Source organism: Lysinibacillus sp. 54212 (assembly GCF_036662795.1).
Taxonomy (GTDB): domain Bacteria; phylum Bacillota; class Bacilli; order Bacillales_A; family Planococcaceae; genus Lysinibacillus_B.
The window spans coordinates 190,283-214,598 of sequence record NZ_JBAFWZ010000001.1; the positions used below are offsets into that span (position 1 = coordinate 190,283).

Genomic DNA, 24,316 nt, shown 5'->3' on the forward strand with positions numbered 1-24,316 from the left:
AAGAAAACTGGTCGAAGGCAAAAGTGCTTTCGACCAGTTTATTGTTTTTATATATACTTATTAATTGCTTGCTGTAGCTTTTGGTTTAAATAAGGAATGTCCTCAGCTGTAATCGAAAGACGCACAAAGCTTTCATCCATATCTAATGCTTCTGCAAATAACCCCCCAAGTCCACGTGCACGTCTGTCAACCTGAAGTAGTAGCTGAGCTGAATTAACTGTTTGTGATAGGAAGATGACTTCAAGCTCGTCCAGCCGGCTACGATACGTGCTATTTGTTGGGGTAAATTCGAACTCCTGAACAAAAACATAAGGACTGCGAAGCTTCATTGATGCGTACTCGCAATCTACTTTTCTTAGGCGAAATCCTATTCGTTCAACCGCTTGTAATACTTGAGACGCTAAAGGGGAAGGATTCACCTCAATATAATCTTTGTCAGTTGGATCAACCGCATTTTTAATATCAAGTCCAGTTTGAATCCATACACGTGTTTTACCTAATGTAGCAGGAGTATCGAACGGTAATTGGAATGTAAAAGGTATTGATTTACGTTCATTTGCGCCTATTGTAAAAGGTTCATTAACTTTTACTTTATGAATAGCAGCGCTGTCCGTATATTTGTTGTCATTAACTTCCTTAATGTACGTTGTATACAGCGTTAAATAAATGGCATCGATGAACTGCTCTGTGCTACCTCCTGCAATTTCAATCGTCCCTCGAAGAGTTTCTCCAGCTGTGTAGGTTGATTTTTCAAGGCGAGTATCAACAGTGGCTGAACCAATGCCGATACTCGCAAGCACTTTATTAAAAAATGACATGCTTATTCCCTCCCAAATAATTTGTTAATACATACTACGATGTATAGGATAAAAGGTTTCATTTTTCATTTGGATAAAAGTTTTTTTCTGTCTTTTAACCTGAATAGCATCGTTTTTTAATTCCGGATGTGCAAGGAATAATACCGATTTTCGTAGTGTGAGAACTGTCACAATAACTAAAAGTATGCTACTAACGATAAGAATAAACGAAGCTGGTAAGAAATCAAATAAAACTCCATATAGAATTGTTCCAATCGGCATCATACTCATCGCCATCATTTCAAGTAAGCCGAAAACACGTGCTCGATATTCTTCAGCGACGGAAGTTTGAAAGATTACACCAATAGGAGTATTTGTCATGACAGTTAAAATACCGAAGATGCCCATAGCTACTGTATAGTAAACAAAGTTTGTTGAATATTGAAACGATAGTAAAAGAGGTATAGCAAATATACCAATACATAGTGACATCATAAACACGGCACGCTTCGAAACGAGTAAAGGGAACAGGAAGGATTTTCGAGAGGCTAAATATATGGATGCCACTAACATCCCTATAGCCCCAGCTGCTTCCGTTATTCCGATATGTTCTGGGTTCATCTTTAGTTTTTCTAGAAAAATAAAATCACCGCCAACATTTAAACAAGTGAAAAATAAATTTAACCATAGGGCAGTCAACATGATTGCTTTAATTACTGGCTGAGAATTTACATATTGGACGCCTTGTTTTAAACTATCCAACATATTTTCTTTAACCATCTGTACGTTTTCACGCTTAAATAAGTTAAAGTCCATCGTTGATTCGAAAATAAACGTAATAAGCATCGATACAATATTAATGATTAGGAATGTCTCCATTGATACGAACCCAAATAGCATACCCCCAAGGATAGGTCCACCGATACCAGAAACGGAATAAGAGAGCTGATTAAACGACATGGCTTTTTGTAATCGTTCCTCATCCACTAAATTTGCAATGGATGCTGAAAATGCCACGCTTGAAAATGAGCTAAAGGTTGTGTAAAACACTGTCGTCATATAAATAGCACCGAGCGATAAACCATTAAAAATGGAATAGACAAGTAAAAGGGATAATGTGATAACAATGCCGAGTTGCCCTCCAAGTACTAGCCATTTTCTTGGCATCCGATCACCGAGTACACCGACGATCGGTGAAATTATCGTTCGAGGTAAAACACTTAAAATTAAATTGACAGCAAAGCTTAATGAAGAACCAGTTAGCGATAAAATAAACATACTCATTCCGAATGCATAAACATTAGCCCCTAATGAAGAGAACATTTTACTTACTAAAAACGTGTATAAATGATACGTCGCTTTTTTATATTTAATCGTCGTATTCATACGAGTACACCCCTTTGTTTAATTTAGTTAAACTTATAATATGAGATTTTTTTATAAAACGCAAGACAAAAGTTTAATTTTATTTAACTTTGTTGATTATTCTTCTTTTTTTATATATTATTTAGTTTAATTAGATTGAATTTCTTAATTTAAGGAAGATTTGATGTACAATATGAATAGAGGTGACATTTATGAACGAGCTAGGTGCAACAATAAAAAAATTACGTAAGGAAAGAAAAATGACGTTAGTTGATGTAGCAGGAGATCGGTTAACGAAAGGAATGCTAAGTTTAATTGAGAATGGTAAAGCACAGCCCTCTATGGAAAGCTTGCGTTTTATTGCTAAGCAGCTTGGCGTAGAGGTAACGTTATTATTAAATGACCGTTCCATTGAGGAATTACGACAGCTTCTATTAGAAATAGAAGAGGACTTAAAGGCTGCAGAGGAAGTGTTTGGTTCTGAAAACTATAATACGGCTAAACAAGCTATTGCGAACAAAATTGAACCACATCTTTCAAAGCTTGTTGGTAAATACTTTGAAGAAATACGCCTACTAAGTATTTACGCCACAATTCAATTACAGCTTGGTAAAAATAAGGATACATCTATTTTCAATAAAATAATTCAACAATATAAAGCCATTCATGCTTTTTCTTATGCGATTAAGTGCTACAGTGTACTATGCTGGGATGCATTTAACCGAAGAGATTATGAGGGTGCTGTCGAATATATGGAGCAATGTGAACGTGAGATGAGAACTCATGAATTTTTAATTGATGATCTAGTTAAGCTCGATGTTTATTATAATTTAGCGGTAACTTATGCAGCGGTAAATAATTATGAACAAACGGCTCTTTATACAGATAAAGCAATTGATATTGCTAAAAAGAAAAAGATATTTTATCGAATTGATGATTTCTATCGCTTTAATTTTATTCGAGAGGTTGAAAAGGGTGACCGTGAAAAAAGCCTGTATTATTTAGAAAAGGTGCAGTTGTTAACGGAATTTTCAGATGACTTATCGATGCGTGTCGGTGCTAAGTTTATGGAAGCTCATTATTATAATTTTGTTGAAAAAAATTATAAATTTACGTTAGAAATACTGCAGAATTTTAAAGAAAGTATTGATCCTGATTTGATGAGGGGGATGCTATTGTCACCAATTTTCTTTGTAGAAAAGGCATATGCTTTATGGAGTTTGGATAAATTTGAGGAGGCGATAGAAGCCCTAAAGGAATTAAAGGTTCCGGTTTATCATAATCATCCGATTGATATTATGTTCTTATTTACGGGCTTTGCAGTACGAGCATTATGCTATTATCGGTTAGGTGATTTTGAGGAGGCAAAGCAGGACATTTTATATGCAGCGGATGGAGTCAAGAATTTTTATCATTCGATTTATTCTACTTTCATTAACGATGCATATGAGACAATTATGCAATAAAAAAGTGCGCGGTGAGCGCACTTTTTATTTTACCGAGCCACTAACAAAAGTAGCATCCTTGTAATACATATTTTTTACTAATACATTCGGCCCTAAGCATTTAACAGCGGGACAATGACAGTTTAAGCTTTTCGCCAAATCTGTTTCTAGCCATTTGTCAAAAATGGATGGAAGCGTATCTTGATTAATATTTCCTAATGCTGGTGCATCACCGAAATCAGTCACAATGACTTCTCCTGTGAAAATATTAATATTTAAACGGGACCGGCCATCAGGATCATTACGTAACGTTACGTTTGGCGCAGTACGAAGGCGGTGTAAGAGCCCTAAATCCTCTTCATTTGAGCTACATGGATAAAACGGTAGTGTACCAAAAAGCATCCATGTATTTTTATCACGAATATCTAGTAAATGATGAATGGCATCACGAGTTTCCCTCAGGGATAGCGATGTTAAAGCGCTAGCGAAATCAGATGGGTACATTGGATGTATCTCATGTCGGGCACATTTCATCTCATGCACTATTTGGTGATGAATACTTTCTAAATATGGCAGTGTCTTTTTATTCAGCATTGTTTCAGCTGAAACCATAACACCTTGGTCTGCAAGCATACGCGAATTGTCTATCATCCGCTGGAAAAGTGCCGCACGTTGGTCAAAAGTAGGCTTTCTCTCCATCATAGCAAAGCCAGTTTCTACAAATTCCTCAATCGTACCCCAGTTATGTGATATATGTAACACATCTAAATACGGTGCGATTTCTAAATAACGATCGCCATCGATTGTTAAGTTAGAGTTCATTTGTGTTCGAACTCCTCGTTCATGTGCATATTTTAACAGCGGAACAACATAGTTTTGTACCGATTTTTTGCTCATCATCGGCTCGCCACCGGTAATACTTAGCGTTTTTAAATGAGGGGTTTCATCTAATCGTTTTAGGATTAAATCGAGAGGCAGCGCTTCTGGATCCTTCGTTTGTAGTGTATAGCCCACTGCACAATGAGCACAGCGCATATTACAAAGTGTAGTTGTTGTAAATTCAATATTAGATAGGGTTAATCCACCATGCTGCTCCACATCTAGATAGGCTTCCCAAGGATCGTAACTCTGTGTGATTTTTTGTAAAGTTGTCATGACTGACCTTCCTTTCCAAGAATGTCAGTTACCGATCACTATAGGGCAACTGATATTCAATAACGAATATTAAAAGATAAAATAATCTTCATATCCACTAGTAGAGTATTTTCTCATAAATTCTTATTTTCGCAAACAACATTTACTAAGAATAGCATAAAAAGATCGGGGAGTAGGGGGAATTGTACAATAATGCACGAAAAACGGCTACCGTTGTGATAGCCGTTCAAATTATTCTCCATTTACTTCATCTAGAGAATTTGTAATTGTACTATTATTTTCGCTATAAAATTTATCTCCAATAGGATTTTCTATTATTGTTTCCTGTAATAAGATTTTTGAATAGTTAACAGCTTGAATATTTAAAGCGAATTTATCATTTCGGATAATGCAATTATTCGCGATGGTTGTAGAATTATTTTGAACATAAATATCAGATTCGCTTCCTTTTGTTAGCTGAGTGGAGAATAATTCCACATTTGATTTTAAATCGATCCAAATTTGTGGATATAAATGGTTAGAGATAAAAGATTCCTTTATATAGGCTTCACTATTGTTTTCGATAATAAAACCATTCCGAGCACCATCTAAAAGCTCGCTCCCTTTAAAAATTAGTGAGCTATCATTTATTGCGATTTGAGGCATTTTATGATGTGAAATTTGACTATTATATACATGAAGTGATGAATTTCGGCTTGCCTTAATTCCATTGGACGTACCATTATAGATTTTACAATTTTTTAAATGAGCTTCTGTTCCATTGGTAATTTCAATTTGTATTCCAGAGCTATCATGTATTGTACTATGATTAATATAAAGCTTGGAATGATCAATAATATAAAAGCTCTTTCCAGTATGCAAATCACAATGATTGATTGTTATAATTGCCCCAGCTTTACCTGCAATATGTGGCATATCATTTGCCCAAAGTGTACAATATTCCACTAAAATCTCAGCATTAGAGGTAGCTAAAATTCCATTACCTTGATTTTGTGAAATTTCGCTTTCCAGAAGGGTTAGCTCACCGTCCATAACAGTTATGGCAGAATTAACATGATTCAAAATTTTTGTTTGCACAGCTGTACAGCTTCCGAGAGATTTTATTAAAATACCGACTTGCTTACCCTCTTTAATTTCGCAGTCCTTTAATGAAGCGATTGAATTTTCAGTCACAAGTAGCTGAGATAAAATATTCGCTGCAAATACAGTCTCTGTGAATGTAGCAATCGATTTTTCACGTAATTGTACACCGATTCCTTCACAGCTATGAATTTGTGTATCAACTGTATTTATACGAGATGCTGTAGTTAATTGGATATTGGCTAGTTGATGATAGGCTATTATACAATGCTGGAGATCTGCTGTTGCATGTTCTTGTAGCATGATGCCCGATTCTTTTCCGTAATGAATTGTACAATTGGAGGCGATACATTCGCTATCCTGAAGCCAAATTTGTGGTAGTGGATGGTGCTGCAAAAAGGTGCCTCTTAGTGTAATTTGCGAGGAGTTTGTTACATATAAGCCGTTTCCTTGCCCATGTTCGATTGTACTACCTATATCATGAAAGGTGGAGCGTGTTTGAACAATAACCTGAGTACCTAATTGATGATGCAATCGATTATTGTTTGATTTGACTGTGGCGTTTTCCTTCATCCAAAATCCATGGTCTGCATTTGAAAATTCACTATTTTCTACGACAATGGTGGATGCTTCTAATAAAATATGTGCTTTCCCGTTATGTCCAAAGGTACAGTTGGAAATCGATGCCTCGCTTCTATTAAATAAAGCAATTCCGATATCCTTTGCTTTGGTGACTAGGCATTCTTCCAACTCCAATTGACCTTGATTAACCGAAAGAATGGCGCTCGTGTTATCTCCTTTAAACGTACAGTTTTTAAAAATTGAATGGCCCTCTATATATATTTGAGCAGTCGGACAAAAGTATACATTTTCAAATGTTACCTTTACTGAGTTAGGTATAATGATGATCCCTTCAATTATTACCTTCTCTTGTTCTTTTCCTACTACTAATACATCCTCGTAAAATTGAATAGATTCTTTATAGTGTCCAGGTGCTACTTGGATTTCATCCCCTGAATCTGCTTTTTGAATCGCTTTTTCAATTGTTTTGACTGGTGAAAAAATAGAGGTGGAAACCTTTATAATTGCCATTTTAACCCTCCCAAATCTATTTCAAGTATTAACATTATATTTTCACAAAACATCTTAAATTTAATCAATAAAACCGAAAATAATTTGAAATATAGTTCATAAATGGAAAAAATGATTCGTTAGTAATAGTTTGTACTGATTGAATCTGTTTCAACATATAAACATTAGAAATAAGAATTTTAGTTAGAATTGATTCGATAATAGTATTTAAGTGAGCCAAATTCATAATTCATATTTCTATCATCAATTACGAACATTATAAAGAAAGAAAACATCTTTACTCGCATCGTTACGCTATAGGCAGACACGTTCCGTTTCACTAAAATGTTCGTGAATCTTCTTAGAAAACCATTTATGAAATTGCCTCAAGTGAAAAATAATAGTAATAAATGAGATTTACATTTTTGTATTGAAAGATAATCTTCATCACAAAGGTAAGAAGACATATGTTTTTCTAATATGCGAAAAGGGTGCGAGATATTACTTGGCACTAAAAATAGAAGGGGGAGTATTAGATGTCACATCTTCGGCTACATCAAATACAGCAAAGTCTAAATGCGAAATTTTATGACCGTGAAGAAGAAATTGAAGCGCTTTTAACCGCTCTTCTTTCGAGACAACATATTTTATTTATTGGTCCAGCGGGAACAGGGAAAAGTGCACTATCAGCGATGCTTGGTGAAATTGTTGAAGGAAGCCGATTTTTTCAACATCTCCTAACTTCATTTAGTACACCGGAAGAATTGTTTGGCGTGTTGTCGTTAAAAGATTTAGAGCAAGGGGTATACAAAAGAAATATTGAAGGTATGCTTCCCCAAGCACATTTTGCTTTTATAGATGAAATTTTTAAAGCTAACTCAGCTATATTAAACGCGCTACTAACCCTAATTAATGAGCGTGTTTTTACGAATAATGGTGTTGCGATACCGTCACCTTTAATGACGATTGTAGGTTCCTCTAATGAATATATTGAAGGAGATGAAGGACTAGAAGCACTTTTTGATCGTTTTTTATTACGTTATGAGGTAGATTACATTCGAGAGGATAATTTATTTATTGCTATGCTGAAAAATGAGCAGCAAACGGAGGTACCCCGACTATCGTTAGAGGAACTTTATGAGCATCAGGAGCTTGTTGACACAGTAAAAATACCAAATGATGTTTATACCTCGCTTTCAAATATCCGAAAAAAATTACGGGATGAGGGTATACGCCCATCCGATCGTCGGTTTAAGCAATCTCTATCATTATTACGAGCAAAGGCTTATTTAGATGGGCGTTTTCAGGTGAATCGGTCCGACCTCGTATTGTTATCAAATGTATTATGGGAAAGAGCAGAGCAAAGAGATGCCACAACGGAAATAGTAACAGGGGTAGCCCATGATACAGTAGATACATTTATTCAACAAATTCGACCGGCATTTGAATCCATTGTGCTTAATGTTCAAAATGAATTAATTCAAAAAACACCTAGTTCAAGAGCCAAATTAAGTGAATTATTACTACAGGGGAAATCGTTATATTTAGAAGTGCAGGAAAAGCATCGTCAAGCTCCTAATAGGGAAGAATTGCTTCTTTTAAAAAACGATATGCATAAACGGTTAATGAAAATTACGTCAGATGTTATTGGATTTTAACTTTAAACAGGATAATCGAAAGTAGGGAATGCCCTTGGACAAAAAATATCACGTTTCCGTTTTGAATATTCAAAAGAGTGATTTTGAAAGATTTAATGATATTTTCAAGCTTTCGGCTTTACTTCAGAGCGTTTGTCTCAATGGAGAAAAAGTGTATTCCGGATTCACCAATGTTGTTGGAGATGTTTGGTACGTCTTTTTTGCTGTTCGACCAGCCCTTTGTTCTAGTAAGAAAAGTCAAGCTCCTGTACAAAATAATCTATTAGTCAAAGTGATGGAGAGTGATAGCTACAAAAGTTGGCATCGTTTAACAGCTGGCGATGATTTGTTATCAGTTATAACAGCTATTACTTTTAGCGAACAGCTCATACAATGGCTCGAGCAAAATTCAACGATTCAACAAGCACAACAAATAGTTAACAGTACGCAAAGTAAAATTGATGCTGCTAGCAATACTCTACAGCAGCTTCGAAAGAAAAAAATTAGTTTAAATGCAACAATAGAAGAGAAAAGGCAGTACCATCAAAATAAACATGAACAATTTGAAATGCTAACGTCGGCACAACAAGCAAGAAAGCAAGCAAAGTTTGAAATTCAGCTAGAGATTGAAAGGCTTTCAAAAGATAAGCTAGAAAGCATGATAAATAAAAGTAGAACGAATGCAAAAGAAATAAAAAAATCCGTTATGTCGCTTAGTTCTCCAGATGGGAAACAGTTAGCGAATGTACCTATTTCAGATCAACTGCTACTCTCAGATCAGCTTCAATCCAATGTTAAATTAAAAAGAATTGCGGAGCTCACTGGTCGGTTCAAAAGTATTGCAAAGAAAAAGCAACGTCAAATAGAAAAAATAACGATGAATCGTAAAGATATGACACTTGGACAAGAAATAACAAGATTATTGCCAATAGAGCAGGCGAATTTATTATTGCCGAATTTTAAGAAAGACTTTTTACGAAGGTTCTCAGAGCACCAAACGCTAGTTTTTGATATAAAGGGAAAAGATCGACGTGGAAAGGGACCGATTATTATTTGTATGGATGAGAGCAGCTCCATGACAACTCTTAAAGAGCAGAGTAAAGCTTTTTGTCTTGCTCTTCTTTCAATAGCTCATAAACAGAAACGTGACTTTGCAATTATTCCGTTTGCTAGTGATATCGGTGACACGTTAATTTTTTCTAAAGGGCGCGCTACAACAGATGAAATACTCTCCTTTACTGAAGAATTTTTAGGTGGAGGAACAAATTTTGAAAAGCCTTTACTCGCATCATTAAATATACTGTCAAGAAGTGAATTTAATTTAGCAGATATATTATTTGTAACAGACGGTACTAGTTTTCTTTCTAGCGCATTTATAGATCAATTTAATTCGATAAAAAAGCAACGTAAATTTTTATGCACAGCCATTGTTCTAACAAATTTATTTAATGCAGTTGACTTAGCACTGGTCAATAGGTTTTGTGATGAGGTCATAGAGGTTAATGATTTATTCGATGCAGAAGATGTTTTTTCAATAACCTAATAGTTCCTTCTAGCGAAAATTGTTATTGTTTCATACAATGGCAATAGAGTTTCGTTAGGAGGTTTTTTTTTGATACAGGAATTACAGCAAATACTCGCCATGAATGAGGGGGAGCGTCATACATATGTTGGACAGCATGAGGTACCTTTATTACAAAGGATGTTGCAACATATTGGGGATCCTAATAGCAAGCTGCGAGATCAATTAAATTATCGTGTATTTATAGAGCTACTAGCTTCAAACACCTTTTCACAGGAGGGCTTAAAAACGGTGAGCGAAGCACTAATTAGCGATGATCTATTATTTTTAAATATTAGTGGTGGGCAAACAGATTCAGTATTTACTCGTACATTTACAACACTTTGGCTAACAGGAATTCTTCATGTGGATGCAAGGTTACGATTTATTGAAGAAGATAAATTAACAGAAATATTTACTAGGAGCAGTCGATATTTTTTACAGGAAAATGATGTGCGAGGTTTTGTTGATGAGGCAAGAGGATGGGCACATAGTATGGCTCATGGTGCAGATTTAATGGAAGCCATCATTCGTCATCCAAAGTTTGATTTTCGTTTTGCACCATTCATCCTGCAAGGCCTAAAAGAGGCGTTTTGGAAGGGGAGCGTTTATATCGATGATGAGGAAGAACGTTTTGCTAAAATCATTGATGCATTAATCTCGGTAGAATTTAATGAAGAAGTACTAATTGAATGGGTAGAGCAAACATTTGATAAACTAGAAGCCTACCTGTATCAAGAGGGCTATACACCTGCCTGGTTCAAAGCGCGTACAAATACATTACATTTTATGAAAACACTCTATTTCACAGTCAAGTTCAGAAATAAATATGACAAACTTCGTGGCGTAACATCGATCTTTATTCAAAAATGGATGAAGATGTAGTCTGACTAGAAAAAAACGATAAAAAAGTTTGGTAAATTAGTTTATCGTGAATTATTCTCCCGCAATTGCAGTAGACTATGAACGGTAAAAATTCTTATCTTAGAAGAATCACGCATTTCCGATAAGTCATAATTAAAACTTATGGCAAAAGATAATATTAATGTAATTTACTTATGTTAATAAATGAGCTATCATAGTGGATGGAGAAAAGAAGCTTTTACATAGCCTTTTCAATATGAAAATTAGGGGGATTTACTAATGGCACAAGAGAACTTACACAATAGCCGTTCGTCTTTCGAAGTAAATGGTAAGACATATAACTATTACCGTTTATCTGCAATCGAAGAAGCTGGTATTGCAAACGTATCACGCCTTCCTTACTCAATCAAAGTATTATTAGAATCTGTTTTACGTCAATACGATGCATACGTAATCAAAGATGAGCACGTAAACGAATTAGCAAAATGGGGCGCTGGCGCTGATGCAGAAGCAGAAGTACCATTCAAACCTTCTCGCGTAGTTTTACAAGACTTTACTGGTGTACCAGTAGTAGTAGACTTAGCTTCTTTACGTTCAGCAATGAAAGAAATGGGTGGTAACCCTGATAAAATCAACCCTGCAATCCCTGTTGATCTTGTAATTGACCACTCAGTACAAGTTGACAAATACGGTAATGCAGCAGCATTAAACGCTAACATGGACCTTGAGTTCGAGCGTAACGCTGAGCGTTATAACTTCTTAAAATGGGCTCAAACTGCTTATGATAACTTCCGCGCTGTACCACCAGCAACTGGTATCGTACACCAAGTTAACTTAGAGTACTTAGCTCCAATCGTACACGTTAAAGAAAATGCAGATGGCACTTTCGAAACATTCCCAGATTCAGTAGTAGGTACTGACTCACATACAACAATGATCAACGGTATCGGTGTTCTTGGATGGGGTGTTGGTGGTATTGAAGCTGAAGCAGGTATGCTTGGTCAACCTTCTTACTTCCCGATTCCAGAAGTTATCGGTGTTAAATTAGTAGGCGAATTACCAAACGGTACTACAGCTACTGACTTAGCTTTAAAAGTAACTCAAGTTTTACGTCAACGCGGCGTAGTAGGTAAATTCGTTGAGTTCTTCGGTCCTGGTGTAACAAAATTACCATTAGCTGACCGTGCTACAATCTCTAATATGGCTCCAGAATACGGTGCTACTTGTGGTTTCTTCGCAATCGACGACGAATCATTAAGCTACATGCGTTTAACTGGTCGTGACGAAGAGCATATCGCTGTTGTAGAAAACTACTTAAAAGCGAACGACATGTTCTTTGACCCAACTTTAGAGCCAGTTTACACTGACGTTTTAGAAATTAACTTAGCGGACATCGAAGCAAACCTATCAGGTCCAAAACGTCCACAAGATTTAATTCCTTTAACTCAAATGCGTAATGTTTACCGTGATTCTGTAGTAGCTCCACAAGGTACTCAAGGTTTCGGTTTAACTGAAGCAGAATTCGACAAAACGTCTACGGCTAACTTTGCTGAAGGTGCTGTTGAAATTCCAGCAGGTGCGGTTGCAATCGCTGCAATCACATCTTGTACAAACACATCTAACCCATACGTGCTTTTAGCAGCTGGTTTAGTAGCTAAAAAAGCAGTAGAGCGCGGCATCAAGCCAGCTAAATGGGTTAAAACTTCTTTAGCACCAGGTTCTAAAGTAGTAACTGGTTACTTAGAAGATTCTGGCTTACAACAATACTTCGATGCAATCGGCTTCAACACAGTTGGTTACGGTTGTACAACATGTATCGGTAACTCAGGTCCATTACTTCCAGAAATCGAAGAAGCGATCAAATCTAACGACTTATTCGTAACTTCTGTTCTATCTGGTAACCGTAACTTCGAAGGCCGTGTTCACCCACTAGTAAAAGCTAACTTCTTAGCTTCACCACCACTAGTAGTTGCATACGCTTTAGCTGGTACTGTAGATATCGACTTACAAAAAGACGCAATCGCAGTTGACAAAGACGGTAACGATGTATTCTTCGCTGACATCTGGCCATCAACTGAAGAAGTAAACGAAGTATTAAACAAAGTAGTAACACGTGAGCTATTCCAAAAAGAATACGAAACAGTGTTCACTGCTAACGAAAAATGGAATGCAATCGAGACTTCAACTGAATCTCTATACACATTCGATGATAAATCAACTTACATCCAAAACCCTCCATTCTTCACGGGTCTTTCTAAAGAGCCAGAAGCAATTAAAGGTCTTGATGGATTACGCGTAATGGCGAAGTTTGGTGACTCAATTACAACTGACCATATTTCTCCAGCTGGTTCAATCGGTAAAGATACACCAGCAGGTAAATATTTAATCGAAAACGGTGTAGCAATCCGTGACTTCAACTCTTACGGTTCACGTCGTGGTAACCACGAAGTAATGATGCGCGGTACATTCGCTAACATCCGTATCCGTAACCAAGTTGCTCCAGGAACAGAGGGTGGATTCACTACTTACTGGCCAACTGGTGAAGTTATGTACATCTATGATGCATGTATGAAGTACCAAGAGCAAGGCACTGGCTTAGTAGTACTTGCTGGTAACGACTACGGTATGGGTTCTTCTCGTGACTGGGCTGCTAAAGGTACATTCTTACTAGGCGTTAAGACTGTAATTGCTCAAAGCTACGAGCGTATCCACCGTTCTAACCTTGTAATGATGGGCGTTCTACCATTACAATATTTAAACGGCGATTCTGCTGATTCATTAGGTTTAACTGGTGAAGAAACAATCTCTGTTAACATCACTGACGATGTAAAACCACGTGACATCTTAACTGTTACTGCTACATCTCCAGACGGAACTGTTAAAACATTCGATGCTTTAGCTCGTTTCGACTCAGAAGTAGAAGTTGACTACTACCGTCACGGTGGTATCCTACAAATGGTATTACGCGCGAAAGCAGCTGAATAATTCATTTGTATCAGTCCGTAGGCATTTAGCTTACGGACTTTTTTTTGTGTTTACAATACTTTTACACTAATTTCAGAAAATTTAAACATTTGAATCTCTTAATCATGTAAAATAGTATTGTAAGATATTTCACAATATTATAGAGGATGGGAGATAATTTAAATGAAAGCACATCGTAAAAAATTGTATAGTGCATCAGCCTTCGCATTAATCGTTTCGTCTATTGTAGTTCCAGCAGCGGTTGCAGCAGAGCCTTTTAAAGATGTCTCAAAAAAGAACGTACATTATGAAGCAATTTTAAGCTTATATCAAAGCAAAATGATTAGCGGCTTTAAGGATGGTACGTTTAAACCGAATCAACAAGTAACACGTGGACAAGCAGCAAAAATGATTGCTACCGCATTCGAGTTTGATCTTGAAAATGTTAAAGAATCAGGTTTTACAGATATTACAGAAAAAGCTTATTTTTATAAAGAAATTAACGCTTTAGCAGAACTTGATATCATCAGCGGATACGAAGATGGTACCTTTAAACCAAATGAGCCTATTACTAGAGAACATCTTGCAAAAATTCTATCGTTAGCAATCGGACTTCAAACCTCAGATGAAACTCCATTTACAGATGTAGATCACAATAATATTTTTTCTCCATATATTGCAGCGCTATATAAACATGGCATTACAAAAGGAGCAACCCCTACAACCTATAAGCCACAAAGTTTAGTATCGAGAGGCGAATTAGCATCATTTATTTATCGCTCATTAGATGTTGTCGATTATTTATTCGATTATGAGCTCTCGGTATTACATGTCAATGATACGCATGGTCGTGTGGAAAGCTTCCCAAAACTTGTGACTGCCGTAGAAAATGCGCGTAAATCAACTAGCAATTCTATACTATTACACGCTGGTGATGTCTTTAGTGGAACACTATATTTTAATGAATTTTTAGGACAAGCCGATGTAAAATTATTGAATTTAATGAATTTTGATGCGATGACTTTAGGAAATCATGAATTTGATTTAGGTGTTACTGAAGGAGGGCATGGGGCATTAGTTGATTTTATAAAAGCAGCACAATTCCCAATCGTTTCAGCAAACGTCAACTTTTCAAATGATAGTAAATTTAATGGATTATTTACAGACGCAATATCGAATAAAGCGAAAGATGGGCATATTTATAGCGGTATTGTGAAGGAAGTAAACGGTGAAAAGATAGGTATTTTCGGCTTAACAACCGAGGAAACAAAAGATATTGCTTTTGCAGATAAAGTGACTTTTGAAAACTATATTGAAGAAGCTAATAAAGCAGTGGAAGCACTTGAAGCACAAGGGGTAAACAAAATCATTGCTGTAACGCATATTGGCTACGATGATAATCCAGCAGTCGATAATGACTTATTACTAGCGCAAAATGTAGAAGGTTTAGATATCATTGTTGGTGGTCATAGTCATACACAGCTAAGCGAGCCAATCATTGTCGACAAAAATACCGTTGGAGAAGCAAAGGAGACAACACTCATCGTACAGGCATATCAATATGCGGATTATCTCGGTACATTAGATGTTTTCTTTAATGAAGACGGAGTTATTACAAAATATAATGGTGAATTAATTAAAGTTGCAGATCAAGTAGCAAATGAAGAGGCCCTAAAATTATTAGCACCATTTAAGGAAAAGGTAGATGAAATACAAGGGAAAGAAATTGGGGTGTCAATTTCAGAGCCATTAGTCAACCCTCGTATAAGTGATGAAGGAAATGAGAAAGGCATCTCCGTACGCAATAGCGAAACAGCACTCGGCAATTTAATAACAGATGGAATGAAGGCGAAAGCGCAGAAATTTACGTCGAAAAATGTCATAATGGCTCTACAAAACGGTGGCGGAATTCGAGCAGCGATACCGGCTGGTAATGTGACGGTCGGCCAGGTTATTACTGTACTACCATTCGGAAACACTTTGGCGTTAATGGATGTAACTGGAGCAGAGATCAAAGAAGCATTTGAAATTTCTGTTAAAAATGCACCGGAAGAAAATGGTGGATTCTTACATGTTTCAGGAGCTAAAGTTGTATTTGATTCTTCGAAAGATATAGGTTCACGCGTTGTATCTGTAGAGTATTTAAATGAAGCAGGTCGATATGAAGCGCTGAACGATAATACTACGTATACTATTGCTACAAATGCCTTCACTGCAAAAGGTGGGGATGGTTATAAAGTATTTGCAAAAGCATATGAAGAAGGGCGAGTGACAGATTTAGGTCTTTCAGATTGGGAAAACTTTGCGGAGCATCTAAAAACTTTACAGTCTATTCCAACGAATACAGAAGGTCGAATTACTGATAAAGAGGCTAAATAATATTGATAGTTAAACATTCCTCTCCTATTTTAATACATGGATTCTGAATCAATCCATTAATTTTAGAAAAAACTACTTCAAATGGAGTAGTTTTTTTATAAAAATTTATTTATTTTACTATGAAATTAATAAGAATAAAGTTATATACCTATATCTTAATTCATATATATGTAAGAAAAACATATTTAAATTACTATTTATTTTATAATTTCACTCCGTACAAAAAATACCTTTTCGAACAAAATAATCGCATAAAGCAGAAAAATAAGTGGAAAATAAAGAAAAAATAGAATATATTGTAATTATAATTGAGTGAGTATTCATTCAATTATAGTTCAAAATAAGGGGGGTATTATATGGGGATATGGAATCTGTTAGTAACTGAACTAAAGTTATTAACGCAAAAAAAGGGTGTCTTATTAACAATTGCTGGCGTATTACTCATTCCGATTGTCTATGTAGCTGTGCTATTATCAGCTACTTGGGGACCGTATGACAATTTGGATAATCTACCAGTTGCTTTTGTAAATAAAGACTCCGGTGCTGTTTCAAATGGCGAGCCAATTCATGTAGGGGATGATTTAGTCGAAACGTTAAAGGAAAGTAATACACTCGGCTGGCATTTCGTATCTGAAGATGAAGCCAAAAAAGGTCTCGACTTACAAAAGTATTATATGATAGTAGAAATTCCAGAAGATTTTTCTAGAAAAGTTACAACGGTGTTAGAAGAGAATCCTGAGTCGCCAGAGCTGCGCTATATCCAGAATGAAGGCCTAAACTTTATGGCAGCGCAAGTAACGAAAAGCGCTACAGAGAGATTACGCGAACAATTAGGTGACAAGATCACTGAAACGTATACGCGTACATTATTCTCAAGATTTGGCGATATTTCAAATGGGTTTTCAACAGGAGCTGATGGTTCTAAGCAACTATATGATGGAACAACTACATTAGCCGAAGGTACAAATGAATTATTAACTTCATTAACTGGAAAAAGTGGGGATGTAAAAAAATTAGCAGCCGGTGCTCAAACAGCAGAAAACGGTGCGGGACAATTACTCACTTCTATTCGTGGAGGGAATGGGGATATTCAGAAACTTGCGAATGGCGCAAAACAACTTGCAGACGGAACAACTTCGCTACAAAGTGGATCTAGTCAAGTATTATCAGGATTAAAATCTGTTCAAAATGGATCTGATCAAATACTAACAGGTTTAAAATCTGCAGAAGGTGGAGCGAACCAAGTATTAACAGGTATAAAGGATGCAAAGAATGGTGCTTCTCAATTAACGGCTGGTTTAGAATCTAAGCTTGTTCCTGGAGCAACTCAAGTTGCAGAGGGAGTGAACCAAGTTGAAGGGGCTGTAGCACAATTAGCACCCGGTGCAAATCAGTTAGCCTCTGGTCTAGAACAATTAGCGGCACAAGTTCCTGGATTAGCTCAATCTGATCAATTTAAGCAATTACTTGCTGGAAGTAAGCAAATCTCAGCAGGTTTAACAGGGCTAAATTCGACATTACCAACGTTAAGTGCAGGAGCAGATCAAGTTTCCACAGGGTTATCGCAGCAAGTTTTACCTGGAGTAAAGTCTCTGGATGCAGGCTTAAGTCAACTTTCTGCTGGTCAATCACAAGTAGCAGGTGGTTTAACTCATTTAGTAGATGGCCAATCAACTGCAAAAGCTGGTGTTGATCAATTAGTAGCTGGTCAATCGCAGGTAGTTGGAGGTATTAGTAAGTTACAAAGTGGTGCATCACAAGTTGCAGAAGGAAACCGTTCTTTAACATTCTCTTGGACTAAAATTGACAATGCAGTATCAAGTTTAAAGACTGGCCTAACACAAATTAGTGATGGAAATCAAACCGTTGCAACTGGTTGGGATACAATGACAACCGGTGTAACGAAATTAAACAACGGGGCAGAACAGCTGAAATCTGGTAGCGAACAGCTAGCAACTGGACTTTCAGATGGTGCAACCCAAGTTAACGGTATTAAAGTATCAGATGCTAATATTGCTATGTTTGCCTCACCTGTTCAATTAAAAGGGGAAAAAGTTAATAGCTATTCATTTTACCGTGATTCAACAGCACCTTATGTATTGTCTCTAGCCCTTTTTGTTGGTATGTTAATCCTTTCTTTCTTTGTTGACTTTAAAAAGCCTGCAGTTTTACCGGGCTCAGTAGTTAGTTGGTTTATGAGTAAGTGGATGCAGTTAGCGCTATTTGCAGTTATTCAAGCTTTAATTGTATCGCTATTTACACTTGTAGTAATTCGATTAGATGTAAGCAATATTCCGCTATTTATCGTATTTAGTATTTTAGTAAGTGTTGCATTTATGTCGATTATTTTCTTCCTAGTGTCCTTAGGTGGCCATATTGGTCGCTTTATCGGATTAGCATTTATTGTACTACAATTATCGACGACTGGATCTAACTTACCAATCCCAATGTTACCAGAGAATTTACAAAATTTAAGTAAGTTTTTACCGTTAACATATTCTAATGCAGGATTTAAGTCCGTTATTTCATTGGGGGATATTTCAAGCTTTACTTCCAATGTAAATGTTTTATTAATTTATCTAATTGCAACTACAATTTTAGCGTTAATCGTTTTCTTTGTAAGTTTCAATTCTATGAAAAACTCGTTTACAGAGACAGAAATAAGCTCTTAACCTAATGAAGCTACCTTTACTTATCACTGATATAGTAGAGGTAGCTTTATTCGTAGTCAAACTAGTGAAAAAATATATAATATAAGGTAATATAAAGATAAAATGGGAAAAGGAGTTTGATCGATGGCGCGATATATACTATTAGCGAAGCTACGGAGTGGTCAGCACTATTTGTTAACTTTTAACCGCGACGATATTTTAGATTGTTTAAATCAATTTCCTACAGATAGAGGCTTAGAAGTACTTGTAGAATGGCCACTCGAAAATAAAAAGGAATTAAATTTTTTTTTAGAAATGCTAACAAAAAATGTATGCTATTATTATCTGAAAGATTTAGTAACAGAAGAAAGAAAATTTGTAAACGTTGATCCGTCCTATTAAATGTTTACTAGATAGCTATTCTTTCGTGTTATTTGGAAATGCTATTTAAAAAGATTCCTTTTTCAAATCCACCTTTTAATTTTCTTTTTTCCAGACGAATCGCCTCAAATTCTTCTGCTGATACATCATGTAGTTTTAGTGCAGCATAAATTAGTTCTACCATATCAGCAAGTTCTTCAATGGCTGCCTCCTTTGTTTCTGCATCATTATATTCATCAAGCTCCTCGTACATTTTATTCGTGATTTCATGTTGATGTTCGAGTGGAGAAAGTAGTTTTAAAGAATAGCTGCCACCTTCCTTTGTAACAATGGAAGGGATTTTATCTCGAACCAATTTGTTTAATATAAGCATAATACAACCTCCCTATTAACTATTATTCTATCAAGAAAAAAATAACGAAAAAAGACGCCGGTTAGACGTCTTATTGCTTACCACTCAACATTAGCAATCATACCATGCTCATCATCAATATCTAGAACAATACGTGCCGCAATCGAATCACGATGAAGCTGTTCGTCTATAAACAATCGAAGAGCTGTAATAAAATTCACAGTATTATACTGTTCCACAGTGCCATTTATAAACGCTTCAGCAGCATAACCTGTTGCATCGTCAAACAAAAGTTCAACCTCGATATCAGCAGGGGATACACCCTTAAAGCGAGCATGAAATAAACATACGGCATTAATTAAATCTTGCTCAAATAGAGTTAGTTTTTCCATTGAGGAGCCTCTTTTTCTTTTTTACGCGTTACAGCTTGGTAAATTTTAATACATAGGAATACGATCAGTAAAATGGCACCTGCATTCACTAAAAAGCCTAAAATAGAGCCAAGTACACCTAAATCACTAAATAGACTACCAAAAAGTAAACCAGCTAACCCCCCGATAAATAAACCTTTCATTAAACCGCCTGCTGTAAATCCACCTTTTGACGATTTTGTAGCGTCCGTTTTATTTGAATTATTCGTAGAGTTATTTGTTGCTGTGTTATTTTTATTCTCATTTTCTTTATTTTGAATATTAGAATTTGAATCGTTTTTGTTGTTGCTATAGCCCTTTTTACCAGATTTATACGATTTTGCTTCTACCTGAGTATCCCCAGCGAAAAATAAAGTGCTACCTACACTTGAAAATACAAGCGTAAAAGCGAATAATACTGCTACTAATTTTTTCATGTTCTTTCCTCCGAAATTTATTTTACGAATATAGTATAACAAAAATAATGTAGTTTAGCATTTCTTTGCTCCACCTATTTGAATTATATATCCTAGTTTCTACGAAAAAACTTGTGCATTTTTATACAAGAATGTATGATAAATATTAAATTTGTTGGGTATTCAGAATTCACATAATAATGTGAGTTATAGAGTGTCCATCCTAGGAGGAGTATTCTTGAGTAAAATTCGAATCGGTATTGTTGGCTATGGAAATTTAGGGAGAGGGGTAGAAGCTGCCCTTACTCAAAATCCAGATATGGAGCTAGTAGGTGTATTTACACGACGTGATCCATCTTCAGTTAAGATAACTACGGAAAACGTAAATGTATATAAACTGGATGAAGCGCCAAAGTATAAGGATGAAATTGATGTCATGATTTTATGTGGTGGCTCTGCAACTGATTTACCAGAGCAAGTACCACATTTTGCGCAATGGTTTAATACGATAGATAGCTTTGATACACATGCAAATATTCCAGCATTCTATGATGCAGTTGATGCAGTGGCTCAAAAAAGTGACAAGGTGGCCGTGATTTCAGTTGGTTGGGATCCAGGTTTATTTTCATTAAATCGTCTATTAGGAGAAGCCGTTTTACCAGTAGGGAATACATATACGTTCTGGGGCGATGGTTTAAGTCAGGGACATTCTGATGCGGTACGTCGTATTGAAGGTGTTAAGAACGCAGTCCAATATACTTTACCAATTCGCGAGGCTGTAGACCGTGTCCGTAGCGGCGAAAATCCAGAGCTTACTACTCGAGAAAAGCATGCACGTGAATGCTTCGTAGTACTTGAAGAAGGGGCCGATGCAGAGAAAATTGAAAACGAAATCAAAACGATGCCAAACTACTTTGCAGATTACGATACAACGGTTAACTTTATTTCAGAGGATGAGTTAAAAGCAAACCATTCGGGTATGCCACATGGAGGGTTTGTCATTCGCTCAGGGAAATCTGGTGTAGAGGATAATCAAATACTAGAATTCTCTTTAAAATTAGAGAGTAATCCAATGTTTACATCAAGTGTACTAGTAGCTTACGCACGTGCGGCATATAAAATGGGTCAAGGGGGCGATAAAGGGGCTAAAACAGTCTACGATATTCCGTTCGGTTTATTATCACCAAAATCACCTGCAGATTTACGTAAAGAATTACTATAGAATGAAAGGCAAAATCGTATTATGCGATTTTGCTTTTTTTAGTATAAGAAAGTGCAAATATTTGGTGTTTGAGCAGTGTCTAGCTCCAGCGTCCAACTCCTAGAGGTCACTTTGAAAGTCTCTACACGTGACAAGCATGCTATAAGCTTGTCGAGGCTAAACAGGGTGCTTCCGCTTTTTTATCTAAGATTTTCTTTTCAAAATATTGAAAATATGATAATGTGATTGTTACGATAATTCTGTAGATTATAAGAATAAGAAGCTTTAGGAAAGGGGTATTTCACTTGGAAGCTGCAAAAACACAATATAATGGCATAATGCTTCTTACATCATACGTACAACGATTATATGTAGCCGAGTCCATTACAATGAGGTTGAATAAGAGAGAAGCTGCAACTTTAACGGAAGTGAAGAATATATTTGATAGCATTAATGCGATCGTACCGGTTTTTGAACAGACAAAGAAATTAACTGACGGTCAACTTCAAAGCCTACTAGCACTAACGGCAAGAGTAAAGCAATTAATGAATAGTTATTTTAGTCCTCTTAACACAGCGTTTTCTTATAAGTTAGCAATTGTTGGTTCTAGTCTTTATGGTGAGCAGCAGATGAATAACGGAGTCATTCGCTTGGGAGAACTATTTAATGAAAATATTAATAGGGATTTTTTTATGCGAGTAAAAATGTACGAGGATCGAACGAAAATGATTGATTTTATTGTGCATCTTTATTCCGAAGGTAAAAACCCGGAGGATAGTATTCTATCTATTATCGAACAATGGTACGAAGGCATCGTAAGACAGCAAAAGCATATTTTACAGGATATTGATAAAATTGCCCCCATGTTGAGTGACAGTTAGGTTAGGAGAGTAAAATACATGAGTATAAGCAGTGTAAAAGCAACTAGAATGACAGAGGAAAACAGAGATTTACAAAATCAAGCACGTATTTTAGTTAAGTGTCCGGATAAACCAGGGATTGTTTCGGTATTGTCTACTTATTTACATAAGCATAATGCAAATATTATTGAATCGAGTCAATATTCCACAGATCCAGAAAATGGTATGTTTTTTATCCGTATCGAATTTTATTGTGATAGATTAGAGGCTAAGAAGTCCGAAATGGAACGAGAGTTTACAGAAATTGCAGCCTTACATAGGATGGATTATAGCTTCCATTATCGTACAAATCGGCAACGCTCGGCAATTTATGTTTCAAAAGAAACTCATTGCTTAATGGAGCTTTTATGGGAATGGCAAAATGGTGATTTAGAAACAGATATTGCATTAGTTATTAGTAATTCAGAAGCAGCGCGTGAAGTTGTAGAGCCTCTTGGAATCCCTTTTTATTATATTCCGGCAAATAAAGATATTCGTGCAGAGGTAGAGCGAGAACAAATCCGTTTAATGGCAGAATATGATGTGGATTTATTGATTTTAGCTCGCTATATGCAAATATTAACACCAAATTTCGTTAGCCATTTCGAAAACAAAATAATCAATATTCACCATTCATTTTTACCTGCTTTTATCGGGGCTGATCCATACTCAAGAGCATATAAGCGTGGTGTGAAATTAATTGGTGCAACAAGTCATTACGTAACAAATGATTTAGATGAAGGGCCAATTATCGAGCAGGATGTCGAACGAGTAGATCATCGTGATGATATTCCTACACTTAAAAAAATCGGCCGTAAAATTGAAAGAAGAGTACTAGCAAAGGCCGTAAAATGGCATCTAGAAAATAGAATACTTGTAGAAGGAAATAAAACCATCGTTTTCCATTAAAAAAATCGGTGCCATTGTAGCAAAATGCTAAATGGCACCGATTTATTTTAAACAGAAATAAATGTTTGATAAATTAATACTCCTAGAGAAATTGAGCAAACAACCCCAAATGTAGATAATAAAAAATGTGATATTTTCAAACAAAATCACTCCTTTCATTAGCATTTATTATAAAATATGTATGACAAACTGTATGTGATAAACTTCACAGTTATTACGAAAAATTTTGAATAATTAAAAAATATTAACTGTGATTTTGTTGGGATTTAAATTGAAGTTTTCCAGGAGTATAAAGCGTATGTAAAAATTGCTGTAAAGGTCCTGAATACGAACCGAATAAGAGTCAAAAAAAACGCCCTACGAAAGTAAGGCGAAAATAATTAATAGAATACTTTATCTGTATTATATTTTGCTCTCAGTGTATTAATTGCGTATGTTTCGTAAATTTCACGCTCCATAGGATCCTCAATTTCATACACTTCAATTTTAAAAATTTCATCACGATGATTTTTCATCGGCGACACATTATCCTCAAAATGCTTTTTAATTCTTTGTCGAACTTTGCGAGCTTTTCCTACAAACAATAGCTCATTTGCCTCGTTATAAAAGAAGAAAATGCCACCTTTTTCACGCGTGATTTTATGGAAATCGATAAAGCCATGATAAGGTGTAATAGGTACATCTCCTGGCTTCAATATTTGCTCTCGTTGGCGAATAACGAGATCCGGCTTTGGTAATTCAATTTTAATCAAACGATTCACGTCCTTTACATGTTAAAA

General features: G+C 36.0%; 19 protein-coding genes. 11 read left to right on the forward strand and 8 right to left on the reverse strand.

Going from position 1 to position 24,316, the window contains the following annotated elements; translation table 11 throughout:
* Positions 1 to 47: 47 nt before the first annotated feature.
* Positions 48 to 818 (reverse strand): sporulation protein, encoded by a 771-nt coding sequence (locus tag V4T18_RS00955; protein ID WP_332645536.1) that lies wholly within the window; start codon positions 816 to 818, stop codon positions 48 to 50.
* A 24-nt stretch (positions 819 to 842) separates the two neighbouring features.
* Positions 843 to 2,183, reverse strand: coding sequence for an MFS transporter (locus V4T18_RS00960; RefSeq protein WP_332645539.1), 1,341 nt, complete (start codon positions 2,181 to 2,183; stop codon positions 843 to 845).
* Positions 2,184 to 2,374: 191 nt separating this feature from the next.
* Between V4T18_RS00960 and V4T18_RS00965 the strand changes: the two genes are divergently transcribed.
* Positions 2,375 to 3,628, forward strand: coding sequence for a helix-turn-helix domain-containing protein (locus tag V4T18_RS00965; RefSeq protein ID WP_332645541.1), 1,254 nt, complete (start codon positions 2,375 to 2,377; stop codon positions 3,626 to 3,628).
* 24 nt (positions 3,629 to 3,652) lie between these two features.
* Here V4T18_RS00965 and yfkAB read toward each other — a convergent pair whose 3' ends face one another.
* Positions 3,653 to 4,762, reverse strand: coding sequence for a radical SAM/CxCxxxxC motif protein YfkAB (gene yfkAB / locus V4T18_RS00970; protein WP_332645544.1), 1,110 nt, complete (start codon positions 4,760 to 4,762; stop codon positions 3,653 to 3,655).
* Positions 4,763 to 4,993: 231 nt separating this feature from the next.
* The gene (locus V4T18_RS00975) at positions 4,994 to 6,934 is read right to left on the reverse strand and encodes a right-handed parallel beta-helix repeat-containing protein (RefSeq protein WP_332645547.1); all 1,941 of its coding nucleotides are present in this window, start codon (positions 6,932 to 6,934) and stop codon (positions 4,994 to 4,996) included.
* A 515-nt stretch (positions 6,935 to 7,449) separates the two neighbouring features.
* On the opposite strand from V4T18_RS00975, the gene V4T18_RS00980 reads away from it, so the two are divergent.
* From V4T18_RS00980 to V4T18_RS01010, 7 genes are all read left to right on the forward strand, one after another.
* Complete coding sequence (locus tag V4T18_RS00980) at positions 7,450 to 8,571, forward strand: AAA family ATPase (RefSeq protein ID WP_332645550.1); 1,122 nt, start codon at positions 7,450 to 7,452, stop codon at positions 8,569 to 8,571.
* Between the two features lie 61 nt (positions 8,572 to 8,632).
* A complete protein-coding gene (locus tag V4T18_RS00985; protein ID WP_332645551.1) occupies positions 8,633 to 10,093 on the forward strand; it encodes a vWA domain-containing protein in 1,461 nt (486 codons plus the stop codon).
* A 69-nt stretch (positions 10,094 to 10,162) separates the two neighbouring features.
* Positions 10,163 to 10,996 carry a DUF2785 domain-containing protein gene (locus V4T18_RS00990; protein WP_332645553.1) on the forward strand — a complete coding sequence of 278 codons (834 nt, stop codon included), beginning with the start codon at positions 10,163 to 10,165 and terminating at the stop codon, positions 10,994 to 10,996.
* Between the two features lie 258 nt (positions 10,997 to 11,254).
* Positions 11,255 to 13,960: an aconitate hydratase AcnA gene (gene acnA, locus V4T18_RS00995; protein WP_332645554.1), complete on the forward strand. Its 2,706-nt coding sequence runs from the start codon at positions 11,255 to 11,257 to the stop codon at positions 13,958 to 13,960.
* 162 nt (positions 13,961 to 14,122) lie between these two features.
* Positions 14,123 to 16,318: a 5'-nucleotidase C-terminal domain-containing protein gene (locus V4T18_RS01000; protein WP_332645555.1), complete on the forward strand. Its 2,196-nt coding sequence runs from the start codon at positions 14,123 to 14,125 to the stop codon at positions 16,316 to 16,318.
* 356 nt (positions 16,319 to 16,674) lie between these two features.
* Entirely contained in the window at positions 16,675 to 18,990 is a 2,316-nt protein-coding gene (locus V4T18_RS01005) for a YhgE/Pip domain-containing protein (RefSeq protein ID WP_332645556.1), read from the forward strand.
* A gap of 123 nt (positions 18,991 to 19,113) precedes the next feature.
* Positions 19,114 to 19,371, forward strand: coding sequence for a hypothetical protein (locus V4T18_RS01010; protein ID WP_332645558.1), 258 nt, complete (start codon positions 19,114 to 19,116; stop codon positions 19,369 to 19,371).
* Positions 19,372 to 19,399: 28 nt separating this feature from the next.
* On the opposite strand, the gene V4T18_RS01015 is transcribed toward V4T18_RS01010, so the two are convergent.
* The 3 genes from V4T18_RS01015 to V4T18_RS01025 all read right to left on the reverse strand — a co-directional run bounded on the left by V4T18_RS01015 (position 19,400) and on the right by V4T18_RS01025 (position 20,549).
* On the reverse strand, positions 19,400 to 19,723 hold the full coding sequence (locus V4T18_RS01015) for a nucleoside triphosphate pyrophosphohydrolase (RefSeq protein WP_332645560.1): 324 nt from the start codon (positions 19,721 to 19,723) through the stop codon (positions 19,400 to 19,402).
* 77 nt (positions 19,724 to 19,800) lie between these two features.
* Entirely contained in the window at positions 19,801 to 20,094 is a 294-nt protein-coding gene (locus V4T18_RS01020; RefSeq protein ID WP_332645562.1) for a YxcD family protein, read from the reverse strand.
* A complete protein-coding gene (locus V4T18_RS01025) occupies positions 20,082 to 20,549 on the reverse strand; it encodes a hypothetical protein (RefSeq protein ID WP_332645563.1) in 468 nt (155 codons plus the stop codon). The genes V4T18_RS01020 and V4T18_RS01025 overlap by 13 nt, the downstream gene beginning before the upstream one ends.
* Before the next feature lie 217 nt (positions 20,550 to 20,766).
* On the opposite strand from V4T18_RS01025, the gene V4T18_RS01030 reads away from it, so the two are divergent.
* From V4T18_RS01030 to purU, 3 genes are all read left to right on the forward strand, one after another.
* Positions 20,767 to 21,750: a diaminopimelate dehydrogenase gene (locus V4T18_RS01030; protein WP_332645565.1), complete on the forward strand. Its 984-nt coding sequence runs from the start codon at positions 20,767 to 20,769 to the stop codon at positions 21,748 to 21,750.
* Positions 21,751 to 22,034: 284 nt separating this feature from the next.
* Complete coding sequence (locus V4T18_RS01035; protein ID WP_332645567.1) at positions 22,035 to 22,610, forward strand: transcriptional regulator; 576 nt, start codon at positions 22,035 to 22,037, stop codon at positions 22,608 to 22,610.
* Positions 22,611 to 22,658: 48 nt separating this feature from the next.
* Positions 22,659 to 23,537, forward strand: a complete 879-nt coding sequence (gene purU, locus V4T18_RS01040) for a formyltetrahydrofolate deformylase (protein WP_332645898.1) — start codon at positions 22,659 to 22,661, stop codon at positions 23,535 to 23,537.
* Positions 23,538 to 23,917: 380 nt separating this feature from the next.
* Here the strand turns inward: purU and V4T18_RS01045 are convergent, their stop codons facing one another.
* A complete protein-coding gene (locus V4T18_RS01045; RefSeq protein ID WP_332645568.1) occupies positions 23,918 to 24,289 on the reverse strand; it encodes a nucleotide excision repair endonuclease in 372 nt (123 codons plus the stop codon).
* Positions 24,290 to 24,316: the final 27 nt, after the last annotated feature.